16 protein-coding genes are annotated in these 18,360 nt (G+C 65.1%); 7 read left to right on the top strand and 9 right to left on the bottom strand.

Annotation, left to right across the window (positions count from 1 at the left end):
* Positions 1-195: 195 nt before the first annotated feature.
* The 3 genes from ACLFKU_RS28955 to ACLFKU_RS28945 are packed head-to-tail and all read right to left on the bottom strand — an operon-like array spanning position 196 to position 2,854.
* Positions 196-738 carry a hypothetical protein gene (locus ACLFKU_RS28955; protein ID WP_410851356.1) on the bottom strand — a complete coding sequence of 181 codons (543 nt, stop codon included), beginning with the start codon at positions 736-738 and terminating at the stop codon, positions 196-198.
* A gap of 50 nt (positions 739-788) precedes the next feature.
* Positions 789-1,442 (bottom strand): response regulator, encoded by a 654-nt coding sequence (locus ACLFKU_RS28950; RefSeq protein WP_368582292.1) that lies wholly within the window; start codon positions 1,440-1,442, stop codon positions 789-791.
* Positions 1,439-2,854, bottom strand: a complete 1,416-nt coding sequence (locus ACLFKU_RS28945; protein ID WP_368582293.1) for a cache domain-containing protein — start codon at positions 2,852-2,854, stop codon at positions 1,439-1,441. Before ACLFKU_RS28945 ends, ACLFKU_RS28950 begins: the two co-directional genes overlap by 4 nt.
* Positions 2,855-3,059: 205 nt before the next feature.
* On the opposite strand from ACLFKU_RS28945, the gene ACLFKU_RS28940 reads away from it, so the two are divergent.
* Both ACLFKU_RS28940 and mctP read left to right on the top strand, forming a co-directional pair.
* Positions 3,060-3,257, top strand: coding sequence for a DUF3311 domain-containing protein (locus tag ACLFKU_RS28940; RefSeq protein ID WP_018434172.1), 198 nt, complete (start codon positions 3,060-3,062; stop codon positions 3,255-3,257).
* A complete protein-coding gene (mctP, locus tag ACLFKU_RS28935; RefSeq protein ID WP_368582294.1) occupies positions 3,254-4,735 on the top strand; it encodes a monocarboxylate uptake permease MctP in 1,482 nt (493 codons plus the stop codon). The genes ACLFKU_RS28940 and mctP overlap by 4 nt, the downstream gene beginning before the upstream one ends.
* 90 nt (positions 4,736-4,825) lie before the next feature.
* Here mctP and ACLFKU_RS28930 read toward each other — a convergent pair whose 3' ends face one another.
* The 4 genes from ACLFKU_RS28930 to ACLFKU_RS28915 all read right to left on the bottom strand — a co-directional run bounded on the left by ACLFKU_RS28930 (position 4,826) and on the right by ACLFKU_RS28915 (position 10,247).
* Complete coding sequence (locus ACLFKU_RS28930) at positions 4,826-5,509, bottom strand: Fe2+-dependent dioxygenase (protein ID WP_410851355.1); 684 nt, start codon at positions 5,507-5,509, stop codon at positions 4,826-4,828.
* Positions 5,506-6,336 (bottom strand): tetratricopeptide repeat protein, encoded by an 831-nt coding sequence (locus tag ACLFKU_RS28925; RefSeq protein ID WP_410851354.1) that lies wholly within the window; start codon positions 6,334-6,336, stop codon positions 5,506-5,508. Before ACLFKU_RS28925 ends, ACLFKU_RS28930 begins: the two co-directional genes overlap by 4 nt.
* Entirely contained in the window at positions 6,336-8,582 is a 2,247-nt protein-coding gene (locus ACLFKU_RS28920; RefSeq protein WP_410851353.1) for a TonB-dependent receptor, read from the bottom strand. Before ACLFKU_RS28920 ends, ACLFKU_RS28925 begins: the two co-directional genes overlap by 1 nt.
* Before the next feature lie 432 nt (positions 8,583-9,014).
* Entirely contained in the window at positions 9,015-10,247 is a 1,233-nt protein-coding gene (locus tag ACLFKU_RS28915) for an NAD(P)/FAD-dependent oxidoreductase (RefSeq protein ID WP_410851352.1), read from the bottom strand.
* Positions 10,248-10,498: 251 nt separating this feature from the next.
* On the opposite strand from ACLFKU_RS28915, the gene ACLFKU_RS28910 reads away from it, so the two are divergent.
* Genes ACLFKU_RS28910 through ACLFKU_RS28895 form a run of 4 tightly spaced genes read left to right on the top strand, consistent with a single transcriptional unit; the run spans position 10,499 to position 15,167 of the window.
* Positions 10,499-11,263, top strand: a complete 765-nt coding sequence (locus tag ACLFKU_RS28910) for a DUF3348 domain-containing protein (protein WP_410851351.1) — start codon at positions 10,499-10,501, stop codon at positions 11,261-11,263.
* Positions 11,264-11,273: 10 nt separating this feature from the next.
* On the top strand, positions 11,274-13,892 hold the full coding sequence (locus ACLFKU_RS28905) for a DUF802 domain-containing protein (protein WP_410851350.1): 2,619 nt from the start codon (positions 11,274-11,276) through the stop codon (positions 13,890-13,892).
* The gene (locus ACLFKU_RS28900; protein ID WP_410851349.1) at positions 13,889-14,542 is read left to right on the top strand and encodes an OmpA family protein; all 654 of its coding nucleotides are present in this window, start codon (positions 13,889-13,891) and stop codon (positions 14,540-14,542) included. Before ACLFKU_RS28905 ends, ACLFKU_RS28900 begins: the two co-directional genes overlap by 4 nt.
* The gene (locus ACLFKU_RS28895) at positions 14,535-15,167 is read left to right on the top strand and encodes a DUF2894 domain-containing protein (RefSeq protein WP_410851348.1); all 633 of its coding nucleotides are present in this window, start codon (positions 14,535-14,537) and stop codon (positions 15,165-15,167) included. The genes ACLFKU_RS28900 and ACLFKU_RS28895 overlap by 8 nt, the downstream gene beginning before the upstream one ends.
* A 58-nt stretch (positions 15,168-15,225) precedes the next feature.
* Here the strand turns inward: ACLFKU_RS28895 and ACLFKU_RS28890 are convergent, their stop codons facing one another.
* Positions 15,226-15,978, bottom strand: coding sequence for a TerC family protein (locus ACLFKU_RS28890; RefSeq protein ID WP_410851347.1), 753 nt, complete (start codon positions 15,976-15,978; stop codon positions 15,226-15,228).
* 120 nt (positions 15,979-16,098) lie between these two features.
* Here ACLFKU_RS28890 and ACLFKU_RS28885 point away from each other — a divergent pair, with 120 nt between their 5' ends.
* The gene (locus ACLFKU_RS28885; protein ID WP_410851346.1) at positions 16,099-16,980 is read left to right on the top strand and encodes a LysR family transcriptional regulator; all 882 of its coding nucleotides are present in this window, start codon (positions 16,099-16,101) and stop codon (positions 16,978-16,980) included.
* A 59-nt stretch (positions 16,981-17,039) separates the two neighbouring features.
* Here the strand turns inward: ACLFKU_RS28885 and ACLFKU_RS28880 are convergent, their stop codons facing one another.
* Positions 17,040-18,200: a porin gene (locus tag ACLFKU_RS28880; protein ID WP_410851345.1), complete on the bottom strand. Its 1,161-nt coding sequence runs from the start codon at positions 18,198-18,200 to the stop codon at positions 17,040-17,042.
* Positions 18,201-18,360 lie beyond the last annotated feature (160 nt).

Here is an 18,360-nt window from a genome sequence, read left to right as displayed (position 1 = left end):
GAGACGCAATGAAGGGCGATAGCGGGTACGGCGAAATCGAGGTGTTGTCATTGTTATTGCGGACCGTAGGGGAGGGCCGCTGATGTTAGCAATGACGTTATAAAGGCCAAACGAACGATTTCTGCGTTGCTATCGACGTCTGCCGATATAGCAGACAGTTGATGCCAAAGGGCGAAAACATCGCCAGTTGCCGCGCTAATCGCCAGGATTGAGCACGGGCTTATCCGGGTCCGCCTGCGTGCGGTACGGCAACCGCGTGGCGTGAGGATCGGTGATCGTGTTGTCGATCACGCGCTCGACATCCGCCGTTTTGGCGAGTTCGGTCAGGAAGGCCTTCTTGTCGAAACCCGGCGCGACGCAGCCTTCGACGTAGATGAAGCGGCGTTGCAGCGTGAGCCATAGCGTCGATTGCTCGCGCCAGTGCGTCGCGACGTTCAGATTCGCTAGACGCCGTTGCACGCTGTCGGCGATTTCCGCATCGTACAGATACGCGTTCGGCAAACGGCAACGGCCTTCGATCCAGCAGCTATTGCCGCGTTCGATTCTGTAATGGCTATCGTCGAGCCATTCCTTTTCGGTTTCGAATGGGCCGAGCGGCGTCGGGCAATCGGCGACAGCTTTGGAGATCTGCAGAAATGGATCGTGGCCGCGATTGACCCGCGCCGGTTCGCCATAAACGCGAGCCGCGGCCACGCATAGCATCAGGCTGGCGAGACTCAGTTCGAACACGCGTTTCATGCTGTGGTCGCTCCGGGTGTGGACCGCCCATTATCGCGCGCCCGCGAACCTCAACGCTTGTTGCGCCGATTCTCGACCGCGAACTTGATCAACTCGGCCTGTCCTTCGATATCGAGCTTGCGCTTCAGATTCAGCCGATGCGTCTCCACGGTTCGCACCGACAGATCGTTGCGCTGCGCGATCTGCTTGCTCGACAGTCCCTCGGCAAGCGCATCGAGAATGTCGCGCTCGCGCGGCGTCAAACGTTCGACCGGCGATTGCTTTGCCGACGCCTGGATCAGTCGGGCACTGATCTCTGCGCTGAAGAAGGTCTTGCCGTCGAGTACCGCGCCAATTGCCTGAATGATCTCAAGCGCCGGCGAATCCTTCAGCACGTAGCCGCTCGCGCCCGCGCGCACTGCCTGAGTTACGTATTCGAGGTTGTCGTGCATCGACAGCATCAGTACGCGAATCGCCGGAAAGCGCTCGTGAAAAAGGCCTGCCAGCGCAATGCCGTTCATACCGCTTTTCATGCCGACATCCATCAGCGCCAGATGCGGCGCCTGGCGTTCGGCCAGCGCGAGCGCTGCCTGCGCGTCGCCCGCTTCTCCGACCACTTCGAAGTGGCGCACTGCTTCGAGACGTGCGCGCAGACCGTCGCGCACGAGCGGATGATCGTCGACGAGCAGCAGACGCGCGATGGAAGGAGAGGTCGTGTCGTTCATGATGAGAGTTCCTGCAGGGGCGGCACCGTGGCGTGCGTCGTTGGCAGCGGCACGCGCGCGGTAACGACGGTGTGTCCCGGCTGCGAGTTCAGCGACAGCGTGCCGCCGAGCGCTTCGAGCCGTTCGCGCATGTTGCGCAGACCGATGCCCTCGAGTCCGCCGACGAATGCGTCGGCCACGTCGAAGCCGCGGCCGTTGTCGGAGATCGTCAGCGTGACCGCGTCGCGCGACACTTCGAGCGCAAGCGCCGCGCTCGACGCCTGCGCGTGCCGCACGATGTTCGTCAGCGCTTCCTGAGCGATACGAAACAGCACGGTGTTGACCGTATCGGGCAGCGTGGCCGCATGCGTGTGCGCGATCTGCGTGAAGCCGATCGCGATGCCGGACTCGTCGCCGAGTTCGCGCGTCAATTGTTCGAGCGCGGCGGCGACGCCGAGATCGTCGAGCATCGACGGACGCAGCGCATGAGAAATGCGCCGGACTTCGCGCAGCGTATCGCCGAGCCGCGTGAGTCCGGTGGACAATGCGGCCTCGGCGGCGGGCACGCGCGCGTCGCCGCGTTCGAGCCGTGCGAGCGCCGATTCGAGCAGCAGCTTCACGGATACCATCATCTGGCTGATGCCGTCGTGCAGTTCGCGCGACAGCCGTGCACGCTCGTTTTCCTGCGACTCGACGACCTGCTGCGCGAGCCGCTTCAGCTTCGCGTCGGCGCTGCGATATTCGGTCACATTCAGCACGAGTGCGCACAGCGCAATCACCGCGAGGCCTGCCACCGCGATCGCGTCGATCCACTTCATCGTGCGAGCGATATTCGCCGCAGCCTCGGCGTCGATATGCGCGAGCGCCGTGTCGACGTCGTCGAGATAGATGCCGGTGCCGAGCATCCAGCCCCAGCGTTCGAGCGGCACCACGTAGCCGAGTTTCGACTCCTCCTTGCCGGTCGACGGCCGATGCCACAGATAGCGCACGTAGCCGCCGCCGCGCGCGGCCGCGGCGAGTAGCTGCTGGATCGTCGGCGCGCCGTGGCTATCGCGCAACGACCACAGATCCCGGCCCACCAGATCCGGCTCGCGCGGATGCATCAGCGTGCGGCCGTGCAGGTCGTACACGAAGAAATAGCCGTCCTCGCCGAAATTCATCTTCTCGAGCACCGCGAGCGCGCGCGTGCGCAGCAGCGCGTCGTCGCGCGCGTTCTCGCCGCCGGCTTCGTAGAGCGGCGCGATCGCGGTGGTCGCGAGCTCGACGTAGTGCTTGAGCTCGACCTCCTTGCTGGCCATGTAGGCGGCCTGGGTAGTCGCGTGCTGCCGCTCCGCGAGCGCCGTCGCTTCGCGGCGCACGCCGGTCTCGATGCTGGCGATCGCCGCCAGAAAGGGCACGATCGCCAGCAGCACAATCTTTGCTTTGAGTTTCATCGTTGAAAAAAGCCAGTCAACGGGCTACGTATTATTACGTAGACGGCTTACGTAGTTGCGCGCTTGTAAGGAAACGCGCGAAGGCGAATACTACATGCCCGTCGCGTACCGCGCTGCGCCAGGCCTGGCGGGCGAGTGTGCGGCGTTCCCGATTTCCCCGCACGTGCCATCGCGCGTGCTGTCGATAATACTCAAGGAGACGTTCGTGGAGACCTCCCCGCCGGCCGGCCGTTCATGGCTCTGGCTCATTTTGCTGATCCCCTATATCGCGCTGCTGTGGCTGCCGTTCTATAACGACACGCATCCGTCGCTCGCGGGCTTTCCGTTCTTCTACTGGTATCAGTTTCTGTGGGTGCCGTTGACCTCGCTGCTGATTTACATCGTGTATCGAGGTCTCAAATGAGCGATCTGAATCCTGTGAACCCGGTTGCGATGACGGTCTTCATCGCGTTCTTCGTGCTCGTCACGGTGATCGGCTTTTTCGCGGCGCGCTGGAAGCGTGGCGATCTGACGCAGTTGCACGAGTGGGGCCTCGGCGGCCGGCAGTTCGGCACGATCATTTCGTGGTTCCTCGTCGGCGGCGATTTCTATACCGCTTATACGGTGATCGCAGTGCCCGCGCTCGTCTATTCGGTGGGCGCGTATGGCTTCTTCGCGCTGCCGTACACGATCATCGTTTATCCGTTCGTGTTCGCGGTGATGCCGAAGCTGTGGAGGGTTGCGCACGCGAAGAACCACATCACCGCGGCCGACTACGTGCACGGTGAATACGGCGGCAAGTGGTTCCCGGCAGCCATCGCGCTGACCGGCATCGTCGCGACGATGCCGTATATCGCGCTGCAACTGGTCGGCATGCAGGTCGTGATCAAGGGTCTCGGGGTCACCGGCGAATTGCCGTTGATCGTCGCGTTCGTGATCCTCGCGCTCTATACGTATGCGAGCGGCCTGCGCGCGCCGGCGATGATCGCGTTCGTCAAGGACATCATGATTTATATCGTCGTGATCGCGGCGGTATGGCTGATTCCAGTGAAGCTCGGCGGCTATGGGCACGTGTTCGAACTGGCCGATGCGCACTTCCAGGCGAAGGGCGGCGCGACCGGCATCCTGCTGAAGCCGAACCAGTACACCGCATTCGCATCGCTCGCGCTCGGCTCGGCGCTCGCCGCGTTCATGTATCCGCATACGATGACGGCGGTGCTGTCGTCGTCGTCGGCAAAGACGGTTCGCAAGAACGCGATCTTCCTGCCGGCCTACACGGTGCTGCTCGGCCTGATCGCGCTGCTCGGCTATATGGCGATCGCCGCGGGCGTGAATGTGAAGTCGGCAAGCGATGTGGTGCCGACGCTGTTCGGTACGCTGTTCCCGTCGTGGTTCGTCGGTTTCGCGGCCGCCGCGATTGCGATCAGCGCGCTGGTGCCGGCCGCGATCATGTCGATCGGCGCAGCGAATCTGTTCACGCGTAATCTGTGGCGTCCGCTGGTGTCGCCGAATCTGTCGCCTCAAGCGGAAGCGGCCAATGCGAAGATCGTCTCGCTGGTCGTCAAGTTCGGCGCGCTGCTGTTCATCGTGTTCCTGCCGACGCAGTACGCGATCGATCTGCAGCTGCTCGGCGGTGTGTGGATTCTGCAAATTTTCCCGGCCATCGTGTTCTCGCTGTACACGCGCCGTCTGAACACGCCGGGTCTGTTCCTCGGCTGGCTCGTCGGTATCGTGCTCGGCACGGGCCTCGCGATTTCGCAAGGGCTCAAGCCGGTGTATGGCCTGCATTTCGGCCACGAGAACTACCCGCTGTATATCGGCCTGATCGCGCTGGTCGCGAACATCGTCGTGAGTTTCCTGGTGTCGGCACTGTCGCCGCGCCGGGCTGCCGTGACGGCCTGATCGACGTTTGTCCGGCTCGATGAAAAACGCCGCGGGGCTGTTGGCCCGCGGCGTTTTTTATTGCATCGAAGGTTCGTGGCCGGGCGCCGATCAGGCGTCGGCCCAGCGACGCAGCAGATTGTGATAGATGCCGGTGAGGCTCACGACGGTCGCGTCGTTCGAGCCTCGTTCGGCCGCGAGCGTTTGCACGTCGTTGTCGAGTTGGAACAGCGTCGCGCGCTGGCCGTCGTCGCGCACCATGCTCTGGATCCAGAAGAACGACGCGACGCGTACGCCGCGCGTGACCGGGTTCACGTGATGCAGGCTCGACGCGGGGTAGAGCACCATGTCGCCGGCCGGCAGTTTCGCGCGATGCACGCCGTAGGTGTCCTCGATGCAAAGCTCGCCGCCGTCGTAGGTGTCGGGCTCGGCGAGGAACAGCGTCGCCGACAGGTCGCTGCGGATGCGGAAGTCCGTGCCGCGCAGCTGGCGGATCGCATTGTCGACGTGCGTGCCGAAACCGTCGCCGCCGGTATAGCGATTGAAAAGCGGCGGGAAGACTTTCAGCGGTAATGCGGCGGAAAAGAAGCGCGCGTTGCGGCCGAGCGCGTCCTGAATCGCATCGCCGATCGCGCGCGCGGCGGGCGAGCCTTCGGGCAGCTGCTGGTTGCGCTTGGCTTGCGCCGATTGCTGGCCGGAGGTTGCATTGCCGTCGATCCATTGCGCCGCGTCCAGTATTTCGCGGCATTGCGCGATCTGCTGTTTGCTGAGTACGGCGGGTAAATGCAGCATCATGTGCGCGGCTCCTGCGCCAGATTTGGCGTGGCGCTGATTTGCGTGTTCATGTTGGGGCTTGCATTCGCATTCGTATTGGCGTTTGCGCCAAGGCTGCGTTCGAGTGCGCGAAACGCGCTTACGGAAGAAGCGGCCAGCCATGTGCGCATCTTCGCGACGAACGCGCCGGTCGCGGTGTGCGGCACACGTTGCAACCATTGCAATGCTTCGGCGATTTCGCCACGCTCGGCGAGCAGCCGCGCGTAATTGAACTGCCCGCGAAAATCGCCACCGTCTGCCGCGCGTCGATAGTAGTCAAGCGCGATATCCGCATCGGCATCGACGGTCCAGCCATCCTCGTAAAAGCTGCCGACGAAGTTCAGCGACTTCGCGTGCCCGAGTTCAGCCGCACGCAAGAACCACTGCAATGCCTGCGCGCGATCGCATTCGATGCCATGACCGAGCGCCAACGCCGACGCGTAGTTGTACATGCCCCAATCGAGCCCGGCTTGCGCCGCGAGCCGATACCAGTACACGGCGACCGGCGCGCACGCGGCCGTACCCCAGCCATGTTCGTAGCAGCGGCCAAGCATGTTCATCGCCATCGGATGATCGCGCCGCGCCGCGTGCCGGAACCAGACGAACGCTTCGTCGACGTCGCGCTCGACGCCGTGACCGTCGAACAGGTACTGCCCGTACACCGCCTGCGCCTCGACGATGCCGTTGCGCGCGGCCGCCGCGACCCACGCGGCGGCACGCTCGGGTGGCCCCGCGAGGATCGCGGCGAGTTCATCGCGCGACACGCTCGCGAGCGCCCGCACCGACACCTCGTTCGTCGCGCGCGGCATCAGTAGTGCGCGTTGAGCGTCAGGAACGCGGAGCGTCCCGGCGCGATCGACGCGTAGTGCGACGCGTACGCCTGGTCGTAATACGTGCGGTTGAAGAGGTTCTGCACGTTCAGCTGCAGATCGACGTGCTTGTTCACGCGATACGTGGCCATGCCGTCGAAGCGCCAGTACGACGGCACCGCCCGCAGATTCGCGGTATCGCCATACACCTGCGACATATAGAACGCGCCGCCGCCGATCGTGAACTTCGGCAGCACGTCGTAGTTGGTCCACAGGCTGATGCTGTTCTTCGGCGTGTTCGGGAACTGATGGCCGTTATCCGACGTGGTCTTGCCGTTGTTGCGCAACTCGCTCTTCAGATACGTGTAGCCGCCGAACACCTGCCACTTGTTGGTCAACTGACCCGCCACGCCGAACTCGAACCCCTGCACGCGCTTGTTGCCGGCCATCGCGTAGGTGTTGTCCGGCAGCGTGACGCGCGCATTGGTCGTGTCGATCTGGAACAGCGCGCCGGTCAGCGACAGCTTGTTGTCGAGCACGTTCCACTTGCTGCCTACTTCGACGCTGCGGTTCTTTTCCGGCGACAACAGCGCCGCGTTCGGACCAACGCCGCGGGATGGAATCAGCGACTGCGTTTCGCTGCCCTGGCCGAGCAGTGCGCCAGCCGGCGTCGACGACGTGGAGATCGACGCATAGATGCTGCCGTTCGATGCCGGCTTGAACACGAGGCCGAACTGGTAGTTGAACAGCGTGTCGTCGCGCGACACACGCGCCGCGCCGTTGGCGACGGTAGTGCGCAGATCGGTCGAGTAATCGTCGACGCGCAGGCCGACGTTGGCCTGCCAGCGCTTCGTCAATTCGATCGTATCGAACGCGTAGATCGATTTGGTGGTCGTGCGCTGCTCGCTCGGGTCGTTGGTTTGCCTGATCGATCCGGCCCACGGATCGTTCGGATTCGGCGTCCAGAGACTCGTGCAGTTATAGCCCGACGCCGCGCCAATGCCATTGGTGGCGCAGATCGCGCCGGTCGCGGCCGCCACCGTGTACGAATCGTTAACGCTGGTTTCGCGCGACAACTCGATGCCGGTCGTGAAGCTGTGCTTAAGGAAGCCCGTCTTGAACTCGCCGAACAGTTCGGTCTGGTTCGCGAGGCTGTACACGTTGCTCGCGCGCGTGTTCGCGCGGCGCCACACCTTGCCGTTGACCACGTTGCCCTGGCTGTCGTCGGGCTGGGTCCAGATGTAGTCCTGGGTCGACTTCGTGTATCGCGTCGTATTGCGGATCGTCAGCTCGCCGTTGATGTCGTGTTCGATGCGCACGGTGCCGATATCCGAACTCGTCTTGCGGAAGTCGCGGTCGATCAGGCCGTAAAAGTTGTGGCGGTCGACCGGCGCCGGGAAGATCGTGCTGACGTTCGCCGGCTTGTTGGTCGTCGTGTAGAAGTACGGAATGCCGCTGTCGGGCAGATCGTCGGTGGTGAGATGGTAGTAGCTCGCCGTCACGCGGGTCGGCGTGCCCAGACCGTACGTGAACGACGGCGCGATGCCCCAGCGCTCGTTGTTGACCGCGTCGCGGCCGGCCACGTCGTTGTTGTGGCTCATCACGTTCAGGCGGAACGCCGCGTGGTCGGCCATCTGCCAGTTGCCGTCGGCGGTGAAGCGGCGATAGCGGTCGGTGCCGAGGCCGACGCTGCCGTCGGCGGTCGTGCCCAGATGCGGCGTCTTCGTGATCAGGTTGATGCTGCCGCCCGCGCCGCCGCGGCCGCCGAACGTGCCGTCCGAACCCTTCGTCACTTCGATGCTTTCGATGTTGAACACTTCGCGTGTGGTCGCGCCGATATCGCGCATGCCGTCGACGAACGTGCTGCCCTGCGCGTCGTAGCCGCGAATGAACGGCCGGTCGCCGAGCGGGTTGCCGCCTTCGCCGGCGCCGAACGTGATGCCGGGCACAGTGCGCAGCGCTTCGGTCAGCGTCGACGCGCCGGTGCTGCGAATCAGCTCCTCGGGAATCACCGTGACCGATTTCGGCGTATCGACGAGCGGTGCAGTGAATTTGACCGATGCGGAGTGATCGGTCTTGAAGCCATCGTCCGATTGGCCTTGCACGGAAATCGGCGCGAGCTGGCCCTCGCGCTCGGGCGGCGCGCCGGCCGTGGTGCCCTGCGCAAGGGCGGGGCCGGCGGCCAGTACGCCGCATAGTGTCGTGCTGATTTTGCCGAGCTTCGGATCGTCGGACCGCAACTTCATGTTTATCCCCGTCGAGTTCGGGAAGCCAGGGCGGGGTCAGTTTCCTTACCCGGGCATTCCATTTTTATTACAAAGTGATTTCGAGCGAATTCTATTCAATTGCCGCGTAATTGAGAAGCGTTCTCAATAGATATTTTGGCGGGAGCTGGCTGGGGAAGAGTGCGGTGAACGCGAGGTTGAGAGTGAAATCGAGGGAAATTGAGCGATGAAGTCGGGTAGTTGTCGGCTATCTCGCGCAAAGCCTGGCTGTGAAAGGATGGCTCCCGGGGCATGGCGAGGAGCGGGTTTTGAGAACCGCTGTCCTTGCCCAGTTGCGGAAGAGGGCAAAAACCGGTCGTTCAAGAGGCCCGTTGCGGGCACTCTTGTCCGTCGTTTCCTTCATGGAAGTAACAAGATCAGGCGCTCGCTCGAGCCGCTCTCTGACCATCCGGGCTAAAACCGCTCGACCCGAAACGGCCGCGGATCGACCAGCGTCTGCTCGCCGGTCATCATCTCGGCGATCAGCCGCCCCGTCACCGGCCCGAGCGTCAGACCATGATGCGCATGGCCGAACGCGAACCACAGCCCCTGATGTTTCGTCGCGGGGCCGATGATCGGCATCATGTCCGGCGTGCACGGGCGCCGTCCCATCCACGGTTCCGGGTCCAGACGTTCGCCGAGCGGAAACAGCGTGCGCGCGATGGGCTCGGCCGCATCGAGCTGCACCGGCGTCTTGGCCGCTTCGGGGCGCGCGATTTCGACGCCCGTGGTCAATCGGATGCCGCGCGCCATCGGTGCGAGCACATAGCCGTGGTCGACGTCGAGAATAGGATGGTTGAGGTGTGCGGTCCGACGCGCTGCATAGTGCATGTGATAGCCACGCTTGACCGCGAGCGGCAGCCGATACCCGAGCCGCGTGCTCGCGCGATCCGACCACGGCCCGAGTGCGATCACCGCCGACGCGGCCGAGATCGGCCCGTCCCGCGTATCGACCTGCCAGCCTTCGCGAAGCGTATCCGCATCGCCGATGAAGAACCGTCCGCCGAGCGCTTCGAAGTACCGCGCGTACGCGGTGACGAGCGCATTCGGATCGCTGACCGAATCGGATTGCGGATAGCGCAGCCCGCCTTGCAGGCGCTTGTCGAGATCGGGTTCGAGCTGTTGCAGGCGCGGGGCGTCGAGCGTTTCGAACTCGACGCCGTATTCGCGATGCCACCGTTCGGCAAGCGTGATTTCGGCATCGCGCGCGGCGGTGTTGCGAAACACCTTGATCCAGCCGATGGGCCGCAGCAGCGCGCTCGCACCGGCGTCAGCGGCGAGCGCGCGATGTTCGCTGACGCAATGTTCGATCAATGTCGCGTACGACTTCGCGATTTCCGCGTGCGTCGCCGGATGTGAGTTGCGCCAGTAGCGCCATAGGAACGGTGCAACCTGGAGCATCGCGTCGGCGTGATAGCGCACGTCGGGCGACTGGTTGCGCGCGTAGCGCAGCAGCGTGCCGAGCCCGCGCGGAAACGCGTACGGATAGACGCCTTCGCGCTGGATCAGGCCGGCGTTGCCGAACGACGTCTCGTTGCCCGGCTGCTTACGGTCGATCAATGCAACCGCGCGCCCGCGCTTCTGCAGATGCACGGCGACGCATACCCCGACAATGCCGGCGCCGAGCACCACGGTATCGAATTTCATGCTCCCTGTCCGCCTTGCGTGTTCCGTGTGTTGTCGACGCTCCGCGGTGTTCAGTGCGAGGCGAGGCGCCAGCTTTCATCTTATACAGGGATAGGCTCGCTTCGCTATCGGCAAAAAAACGCGCTCGGTGAAAACGCGCGAATGCCAGGTTCGATCGGGCAAAACCGTGTCTTTCGACGCACGATCGAGCGAGCGACTTCGGATTCGTTCGCCTCAGCGTGTAAACTGCTGACTTTTTTGCGTCCGGTGGTATGTTGCAAGCCCCTCAGCGCAGCGCCCTCAGCGGGCCCGCGCTCGTTCGCTTACTGGCCCGTCTCGCCGAGGCCGACGTCGCCGAATCGCGCCAATCGCTGGCGGATCGGCTGAGCCAGTGGCTCGGCTGGACCGACGCTATCGCGTTGTCATCGGCGCTCGACGGCAAGCCGCCGGCCGTCGCTGGCGGCGCGCGCGCGTTCGGCCGCGTGGAAGAGGAAGAGTGCACGCGTGTGCGCCGCTCGCTGGTGAGCGCAATCGCCAGCGATAGCGTGCTCGCGGGCTCCCGGCGGCGTAGCTCGCCACCTTTGTCCGCCCGGATGTCGGCGCCGCGCGTGGCCGTCGATACGCAGGCCGATTACGCGGTGTTCCGGCAGCGCTACCTCGCACTTCAGCAGTCGATGGAAACGGCGATCGGCACGTTACGCGGCCGGCTGCGCGCGCTGCTGGCGACGCAAGCGCCGGCGCTCGCGCGGCTCGCGGTCGTCGATGCGGTGATGGAGCGTGCGCTCGGCGAGCGCGAGCGGACTTTGCTCGGCGCGGTGCCCGGCCTGCTCGGCGGGCACTTCGAGCGCTTGAAAGAGGGGGAGGCCCGGAGGGGCGCGGAGGCGGAAGCGACCGACGCCAGCAACGCTGCCGCGCCGCTCGCGTCCGACGCATGGCTCGACGCCTTCCGCAAGGACATGCAAAGCGTTTTGCTGGCCGAGCTGGATGTTCGTTTTCAACCGGTCGAAGGGCTGCTCGCGGCTCTTCGCGCCTGCTAACTGGGACCCCATGTCCAGATATCGTATCGATCTCGTCGTATTTCTCGCGGGGCTCGCCGCGGCGTGCTGGATCGCCGTTGGTTACGCCGTCTCCAATCCGCTCGCGTTCGCCGTCACGCTGCTGATCGGCGGGTTCTATGTGCTGGGCGCGCTCGAATTGCGCCGCTATAGTCAGGCGACTACCACGCTGACGGGCGCGCTCTCCGCGCTGTCCGGACCACCGCCGAGCCTTGGCGCGTTTCTCGAACCCATCCATCCGAGTCTGCGCAATAGCGTGCGGCTGCGCGTCGAAGGCGAGCGCGTCGCGTTGCCGGGACCCGCGTTGACGCCGTATCTGGTCGGCCTGCTGGTGTTGCTCGGCATGCTCGGCACGTTGCTCGGCATGGTGATGACGCTGCGCGGCACCGGCCTCGCGCTGGAGAGCGCGAGCGACCTGCAGGCGATCCGCGCATCGCTGGCCGCGCCGGTCAAGGGGCTGAGCTTCGCGTTCGGCACGTCGATCGCGGGTGTCGCGACGTCGGCGATGCTCGGGCTGTTGTCGGCGCTGTGTCGCCGCGAGCGGCTCGAAGCGGCGCAACAGCTCGACGTGAAGATCGCGACGACTTTGCGCGTGTACTCGCAGAGCCATCAGCGCGACGAAAGCTTCCGGCTGCTGCAACGCCAGGCCGAAGCGACGCCGCTGCTGGTCGAACGTCTGCAGACGATGATGAGCGCGCTCGAACAACAGAGCGCCGCGTCGAACGAGCGGCAGATCGCGAGCCTCGACGCGTTTTACGGCCGCACCGAAGCCGCTTATCTGCGTCTGGCCGGTGTGATCGAACAGTCGCTGAAGGATAGCGTGGCCGGCAGCGCGCAGGCCGCGGGCAGAGCCCTGCAGCCGGTCGTCGAAGCGACGATGGCCGGCCTGTCGCGCGAGACCGCCGCGTTGCACGAAGCGGTGACCCAGGCCGTGCAGCGTCAGCTCGACGGCATGTCGAGCGGCTTCGCGGCGACCAGCGCGAACGTCGCCGAGATTTGCAGCAGCGCGCTCGCCGGACATCGGCAGGCGAGCGACGAGTTGGCCGCGCAACAGCGCGCTTCTGTCGAACGCGTTGCCGAAGCGTTCGAACAGCGCTCGGCCGCGTTGCTCGACGGCGTGTCCGCGCGGCTCGAAGCGACGGCCAGCGGCATGTCGCAGGCGTGGGGCGACGCGTTGGCAAAGCAACAAAGCGCGGGCGACAAGCTCGCCGCCAACAACGAACAGGCGTTGGCGCGCGCCGCCGCGACGTTCGAACAGCATGCCGCGGCGTTGCTGAGTGCTGTCGGTAGCTCGCATGCGAACTTGCAGACGGAACTGACCGCGCGCGACGAGCAGCGTTTGGGCGCATGGGCGGAGGCGCTCGACGCGATGGGCGCGAAGCTTGGCGAGCAATGGCGGCAGACGGGTGCGCAAGCCGCCAGCCATCAGCAGCAAATCTGCGACGCGCTTGCACAGACGGCACGGGAAATTTCTGCGCAAACGCAAACGCATGCCAGCGCGACGATCGCCGAAATCGATCGACTGGTCCAGGCAGCGGCCGAAGCACCGAAGGCGGCAGCAAACCTGCAAGCCGAACTCGCCGCGCGCGACGAACAGCGCTTCGCCGCGTGGACCGAAGCGCTCGGTGCGATGACCGCAAAGCTCAGCGAACAATGGCAGCAGACGGGTGCGCAAGCCGCCAGCCATCAGCAGCAAATCTGCGACGCGCTTGCACAGACGGCGCGCGAAATTTCTGCGCAGACACAATCGCATGCCAGCGCGACGATCGCCGAAATCGATCGACTGGTGCAAGCAGCGGCCGAAGCACCGAAGGCGGCAGCAAACCTGCAAGCCGAACTCGCCGCGCGCGACGAACAGCGCTTCGCCGCGTGGACCGAAGCGCTCGGTGCGATGACCGCAAAGCTCAGCGAACAATGGCAGCAAACGGGTTCGCAAACGGCGACCCGTCAGCAGCAGATCTGCGACGCGCTCGCGCAAACCGCACGCGATATCTCCGCGCAGACACAATCGCATGCCAGCGCGACGATCGCCGAGATCGAGCGCCTCGTGCAGGCGGCATCGGAAGCGCCGAAGGCCGCCGCCGAAGTCGTCGCGGAACTGCGCCAGAAGCTCTCCGACAGCATGGTCCGCGACACCGCGATGCTGGAAGAGCGCAGCCGTCTGCTCGCCACGCTGGAAACGCTGCTCGACGCGGTCAATCACGCGTCGACCGAGCAGCGCACCGCCGTCGATGCCTTGGTCTCCACGTCGGCGGATCTGCTCGAACGCGTCGGCAATCGCTTCACCGAGCACCTCGAACACGAGACCGGCAAGCTCGGCACGGTCGCCGCGCAGGTCACCGGCAGCGCAGTGGAAGTCGCGAGCCTCGGCGAAGCATTCGGCGCGGCCGTCGGCATGTTCGGCGAAGCGAACGACAAGCTGGTCGCGCATCTCGAACGCATCGAAGCGGCGCTCGACAAATCGCTTGCCCGTAGCGACGAACAGCTCGCCTACTACGTCGCGCAGGCGCGTGACGTGGTCGACCTCAGCGTGATGTCGCAGAAGCAGATCGTCGAAGACCTGCAGTTGCTGGCCGCGCAGCGCGCGACCGCCGGAGCCGACGCGGTATGAGCGAGGACATCGACGGCGGCGTGGAAACGGCCGCGCCGGTCTGGGCCTCGTTCGGCGATCTGATGTCGGTGCTGGTCGGCGCGTTCGTGCTGATTCTGGTGAGCGTGATCGGCATGCAGCTCGTGCTATCGAACAAGCTCGAGCAGGAGGTCAAGCAGCGCCAGGCCGAAACCCAGCGCCGCAAGACGCTCGAGCAGGCGCTCGCGGGACCGCTCGCGGCGGGGCGCGTGACGCTCGTCAATGGCCGCATCGGCATTAGCGGCAATGTGCTGTTCGCGCTGAACTCCGCGCAGCTGCAGCCCGAGGGCCGCGCGCTGCTGAAGAGCCTCGCCGGTCCGCTGTCCGCGTATCTGCGCGCGAGCGATCAGATCCTGATGGTCAGCGGCTTCACCGACGATCAACGCCTGCGCGAAGGCAATCGACGCTTCGCCGATAACTGGGAGCTGTCGGCGCAGCGCGCGTTGACGGTCACGCGCGCGCTGATCGACGAGGGCTTGCCGGCGTCATCGGTGTTTGCGGCGGCGTTCGGCTCCGAGCAGCCGGTCAGTTCGAATGCCGACGAATCCGGCCGCGCGAAAAACCGCCGCGTCGAAATCGCGCCGGTGCCGCGGCCGTCGAGCGCGGCGACGGCGGAGAAGTCCGGTGCTTGAGGACGCAATCGACGCGGCTCGCGCGACGCTCGATGCATGGCGCGCGAGCGGTGCGGATCGGCTCGATCCGCTGCGCTTTCATCTGCTCGAAGCGCTTGCGCGGCGCGCGGCGCGGCACAGCGGCGAGACGCGACGGGTGATCGAGCAACGGTTGGCGGCATTACTGGCCGAATATACGGCCGAGGTCGAGCGTGCAGCCGCGGCCGAGAGCGCGTTGAAAGCCACTCCCATTGAAGCCGACACGCCCAGCGACGCCACGCTCACGGCGCTGATCGAACAGCTCGCCCGCCACCACGCGCGGGCCGACGCTCCGCACGCCGCCGCCTATCCCGAACTCCCCGTGCTCGACTACTTCCGCGAAGTCTGGTCGAAAGTCCGCACCGAAAAGCAGCTGCGTCAGTCGCTCGCGCAGGTGCCCGGCAACGCGGGGCCGCTCAATTCGAGCAGCCTCGTGCATCGCGCGCTGTCGTTGATGCGCGAGCTGTCGCCGGGGTATCTGAAGCAGTTTCTGTCGTATGTCGATACGCTGTCGTTGCTCGAGCAGATGAGCGGCGCCGCGCCGGTCGAGAAGGAAGCGCCGCGCGCCGCGACGACCGGCAAGGGCGCTCGCAGGAAGGCGCGCTGACGCGTCAACGGCGGCTGGAAGCTGCTTGCGCCAAGCCGCCGGGCATTTCATCACGGCATTACTCCTCGTTGCTTGCCAGCCGTTTCGTCTTCGCGCGCCGCGCGAGCATGTTCATCCCCTCCACGAACGCGGAGAACGCCATCGCCGCGTAGATATAGGCCTTCGGCACGTGCGAGCCGAAACCATCGGCGATCAGCGTCATGCCGATCACGAGCAGGAAGCTCAGCGCCAGCATCACGATGGTCGGATTGCGATTGATGAAACGCGCGAGCGGTTGCGCCGCGAACAGCATCACCATGATCGATACGATCACCGCGACGAACATGATCGGCAGGTGCTCGGTCATGCCGACCGCGGTGATGATGCTGTCGACCGAAAACACGATGTCGAGCAGGATGATCTGACCGATCGCGGCGGCCATCGTCAGCTGCACGGTCGAGCTGGATTTCGCGGTGACCTCGTCATCGGGAATCATGTGCTGACGGATTTCGGTGGTCGCTTTCCACACGAGGAACAGGCCGCCAGCGACGAGGATCAGATCGCGCCACGAAAAGCCATGATCGAACAGCGTGAACGCGACCGCGGTCAGCTTCGCGATCCACGCGACGGTGCTGAGCAGAATCAGCCGCAGCACCAGCGCGAGCAGCAGCCCGGTGCGCTGCGCGCGTGCGCGTTGCGCTTCCGGCAAGCGGTTGCTGAGGATCGAGATAAAGATCAGGTTATCGATGCCGAGTACGATTTCCATCACGATCAGCGTGACCAGCGCGGCCCAGGCGGCGGGATCGGCAACGAGTGCGAACAGGGAGTCCATGATGTGGGGCAAGCGAGTGCGCCGCGAGCGGCGGAACCGCCATCATCGGCCTGTTCTCGGTTCGAATGAACCAGTGATAACCTGAACGACATTTCGTTTTTTTCGAAGTATCGGATCCGCATGCTCAACTATCGTCACCTGTACTACTTCTGGATCGTCGTGAAGGAAGGCGGCTTCGCGCGCGCGGCCGCCAGACTCGACATGGCCGTGCAGACGATCAGCGCGCAGGTTCGCGAGCTCGAGAAAGCGCTCGGACGCCAGCTGTTGAAGCCGGCGGGGCGTGGCGTCGCGATGACCGAGGCAGGCGAGCAGGCGTTCAATCGCGCGGAGCAGATCTTTCAACTGGGCGAGGCGTTGCTCGACGAAATGCGCGAGACGAGCGGCGCGGACTCGGTGCGGCTCGCGGTCGGTTTGTCGGATGGGATTTCGAAGCTCGCCGCGCATGCGTTGCTTGCGCCGGTGCTGGCCACGCCGTCGCTAAGGCTGCTGTGTCACGAGGGAGAGCCCGCGCAACTGTTGTCGGAGCTCGCGCTGCATCGGCTCGACCTGGTGCTCGCCTGTCAGCCGGCGCCGCCCGGCGCGGACCTGCGCGTGCTGAGCCAGCGCGTCGCGGGCTCGCCGGTCGACTGGTACGGGCCCGCGCAGATCGTGCGCAAGTCGGCGCGCGCCGGCTTTCCGCACTGTCTCGCGGACCTGCCCGTGCTGTTGCCTACCCGCCACGGCGCACTGCGCGCGCGGCTCGACCGCTGGTTCGAGGCGCAGGGAATCAGGCCGCGCGTCGTCGGCGAATTCGAGGACAGCGCATTGATGGCGGTGTTCGCGGCGCGCGGGCTCGGCGTGTTTCCGCTGGCGGAGCTCGGCGCCGACGATCTCACGTTGTTGCGGGGCTTGCGCTGGCTCGGCCCCGCGGACGGCGTGATCGAGGAGATTCACGCGATCCGCTCGCGACGCGGCCAGCATCATGCGATCGCGTCGCAGGTGGTCGCGGCGGCGCAGTCGTGAGGGCGTCGCACTATCGCCACGCGCCACGCGCCACGCGCCACGCCCGCGCCGCGCAAGCATCAGAACGCGTGGCGCATGCCCACCGTGACCGCGACCTGCGAATTCGTCGACGACGGCGACAGCGTGTTGATCATCGCGTGCGACAACACCGAATCGGCCGGTGCGCCGTGGGCGTTCTGGTACACGCCTTCGAGGTAGAAGTCGGTGCGCTTGCTGAGCGCGTAATCGGTCTGCAGCATCGCGGTGCTCCACGCCGGCGACGAGCCGTTATACGCGCCATGCGTGAAGGTGTACGCGCCCGATACGCTCCAGGCGGGGCTCAGCGCGTACTTCGCGTTTACCTCGTAGTTGTCGAGGCGCAGCGAGCCGCCGAGCGTGCCGGTGGCGTCGCCGGTCGCGCCGAGATAGCTGCCGGTGCCGAACGAGAACACGCCCGCGACGTCGTCGATCTGCGTATGGCTCCAGACGAGGCCGACGCTCGCCGGTCCGAACGTGTAGTTGCCGCCGAGCGACCACACGCGCTGGCGCGTGGCGATGAAGTTCGCGCTGGTGTCGGCGGTGGTCACGGCGCCGGCGCCGTTGCCTGCGTGGTTGAACTGCAGGTAGCCGGCCGCCAGGTTCAACGGGCCCCGCGCGTACGCAAGGCCGAAGCCGTAGGAGCGGTTGTTCGCGAAGCCGCCGGCCTTGTTGCTGAACGAGTACATCGTCCCGAACGTGAGACCGTGGTACAGCGGGCTCGCGTACTTGACCGAGTTGTTGATCACGACCGAGTTCGCGGCGAGATTGTCGTTTTCGAACGGATGCCCGGCGAGGCTGCCGCCCCACGTGTTATAGCCAGCCGTCAGCGGGCCGACGGCGTCGTTCATTACGTCGAACTGGCGGCCGAACGTCAGCGTGCCGTACGAATCGCTTTGCAGGCCGAGCCATGCCTGCGAGCCGAACGCTCTGCCGGCGAACGCCTGCGCGCCGTTGTTCATCATGAAGCCCTGCTCGAGCTTGAAAACCGCGTGCAGACCCGCGCCGAGGTCTTCCGAACCCTTCAGGCCGAATACCGTGTTCTGCGTGGTGCCGCTCGCGAGCTGCCAGTTGCTGTGGCCGAGCTGATTGTTCGTATAGACGATGCCGGCATCCATCAGGCCGTACAGTGTCACGCTGCTTTGGGCGTGCGCCGATATCGTGAAGGCGCCGCACAGCGCGGCGGCGACCAGGGTTTTTTTCATCGCGGGTTCCTTGATTGACTAACGTGTTTTTGGACTGATATGACTTTCCGTGTCAATCGCGATCGGTTCTCGGTCTGGGTACATCTGAATTTCCTGAGGGCGACGTAGCAGTACGTCTCGACGGTGGGTCACACTGATATCCGCGGGTTGGTTACCGCAT

Origin of the sequence: Paraburkholderia sp. EG304 (assembly GCF_046543485.1) — a bacterium.
GTDB classification, from domain to species: domain Bacteria; phylum Pseudomonadota; class Gammaproteobacteria; order Burkholderiales; family Burkholderiaceae; genus Paraburkholderia; species Paraburkholderia youngii.
This window is presented reverse-complemented; position numbering and strand designations above follow the sequence as displayed.